Here is a 2,215-nt window from a genome sequence, read left to right as displayed (position 1 = left end):
GGCGACGCTGCTGCGCCTGTCGAAGCAGGATCATGTGCTGCTTCTGGTGCTGCATCACATCGCCGCAGACGGCGCCTCGATGGCGCCGCTGGCCACGGACCTGTCGGCGGCCTATGCCGCGCGACTGGAGGGCCACGCCCCCGACTGGCCGCCCCTGCCGGTGCAATATGGCGATTACACGCTGTGGCATCGTGAATTGCTGGGACAGCGCGACGATCCCACATCGCGATACGCCACCCAGCTCGCCTTCTGGAAAAAGACCCTCGGCGATATCCCCGAGCAGATACAATTACCCGCAGATCGAAGCAGACCCCCAGTGCCAACATATCGGGGGCGCAGCCTGTCCTTCCGGCTGGACGAACAGACCCATGCCGGGCTGAACCGTCTGGCACGCAGCCATCACGCATCGCTGTTCATGGTGCTGCATACGGCCCTTGCGGCAACGCTGCACCGGTTGGGCGGCTCAACCCGGTTCGCCATCGGCACGCCCGTCGCCGGGCGCGACGATCCGGGCATGGCGAACATGATCGGGATGTTTGTCAATTCACTGGCGCTGCCGACCGACTGTTCCGGCCAGCCCGGTTTTATCGATCTGCTGACCCGGCTGCGCGATGCCGATCTGGCCGCCTTCGATCACGCCGATCTGCCGTTCGATCTGCTGGTCGAGGGAATGGACCTGCCTCGCCGTCCCGATCTGCATCCGCTGTTTCAGGTGATGCTGTCGCTGACACCTCTGGGCCGGATCGCACCCGATCTGGGTTCCGCGCGCAGTGAGAACCTGTTCCTTCTGCCCGAAGTCGCGAAATTCGATCTGAGCCTCGATCTGTTCGACGCCACCGCCGCCGATGGCACCCCTGCCGGGCTGAAGGCGGTTCTGGAATATGCCAGTGACATTTTCGACGAATACACGGCGATCCGCATCCGCGACAGCTTTACGGCGATGATAGCGGCGATGCTGGAGGACCCGGCCCAACCCATCGTGCGACCGGCACTGATGTCCCAGGCTGCCCAGGATCGCGTATTGGCACTTGGTCGGGGCGGTGAGACAGGCTTTGACGGGCGCCTGATGGGGCAACGTTTTGCCGATCGCGCCGCCATTGCTCCCGACGCTCCGGCGTTGCGGTTCCGCGATCAGTCATGGACCATGGGGCAACTTGACGCTCGCGTGAACCGCCTGTCCCGCGCGTTGCTGGCGCAGGGCGCCGGACCGGGCCGCAAACTGGTGCTGGCCATGACCCGCTCGGACCGCGCAATCGTCGCAATACTCGCGGCGTTCCGCACCGGCACGGCATTCGTCACCATCGATGCCGGACAATCGCCTGCCCGGGCCGCCGAGATGATCAGGGAATTCGACCCCGATCTGGCACTGATCCACGGCCCGGCATCGGAGAGACTGGATTTCACCTGCCCGGTCATCTCGCTGGAGGATGAGCCTGACGAAAACGACGCCCCGCTGATGCAGGCCGAACTGCCCCGCCCCATTCGGCCCGGGGACCCGGCCTATGTCATCTTCACCTCGGGTTCGACCGGACAGCCCAAGGGGGTTGTCGTGTCGCAATCGTCGATCGCCATGCTGGCGCATCAGCAAGAGCCGCTGTATCGCATGCTGGCCCGCGATGCGGGGATCGACGGCCCGATGCGCGCCGCCCTGACCGCGCCTTTGCAATTCGATGCGGCGTTCGAGGAATTGCTGGTCCTTGCCGCCGGGCATGAGGTCGACCTGATCGATGACGAGACCCGGCAGGATGGTCCTGCGCTCGTGGCGCATCTGCATCACCGCAAGATCCAGTTCATCGACAGCACTCCTGCATTTTTCGAAGCCTTGTGCAATTGCGGTCTGCTGGAGGGCGACGCCGCCCCCCGGATCGTCTTTCTGGGCGGCGAGGGCATGTCCCCGGCATTGTGGCAACGCCTGCGCGAAACACCGGGCATCGCCGCCTGCAACGTCTATGGTCCAACCGAATTCACCGTCGATGCCAGTCTGGCGCATCTGGCCGACAGCACCGAAGTGACCTTGGGGCGGCCGCTGAAAGGCGCGCAATTTCACATTCTCGACGCGTCCTTGCAGGCTGTACCTGTTGGAGTTGCGGGCGAGTTGTATATCTCGGGGGCGGGTCTGGCGCAGGGCTATCTGAACCGCCCCGACCTGACCGCCGAACGCTTCCTGGCCAATCCGTTCAGCCCCGGACAGCGCATGTACCGCTCGGGCGATCTG

General features: G+C 64.7%; 1 protein-coding gene. It reads left to right on the top strand.

Annotated elements, in window-relative coordinates:
- Positions 1–2,215, top strand: a 2,215-nt coding sequence (locus D3P04_RS23020) for a non-ribosomal peptide synthetase (RefSeq protein ID WP_147391986.1), incomplete at both ends; no start/stop codon positions are given.

Origin of the sequence: Paracoccus onubensis, assembly GCF_003591515.1 — a bacterium.
In the GTDB taxonomy this organism is placed as follows: Bacteria; Pseudomonadota; Alphaproteobacteria; order Rhodobacterales; family Rhodobacteraceae; genus Paracoccus; species Paracoccus onubensis.
The sequence above is the reverse complement of the archived record's forward strand: the minus strand, read 5'-3'. Positions and strand labels throughout refer to the sequence as shown.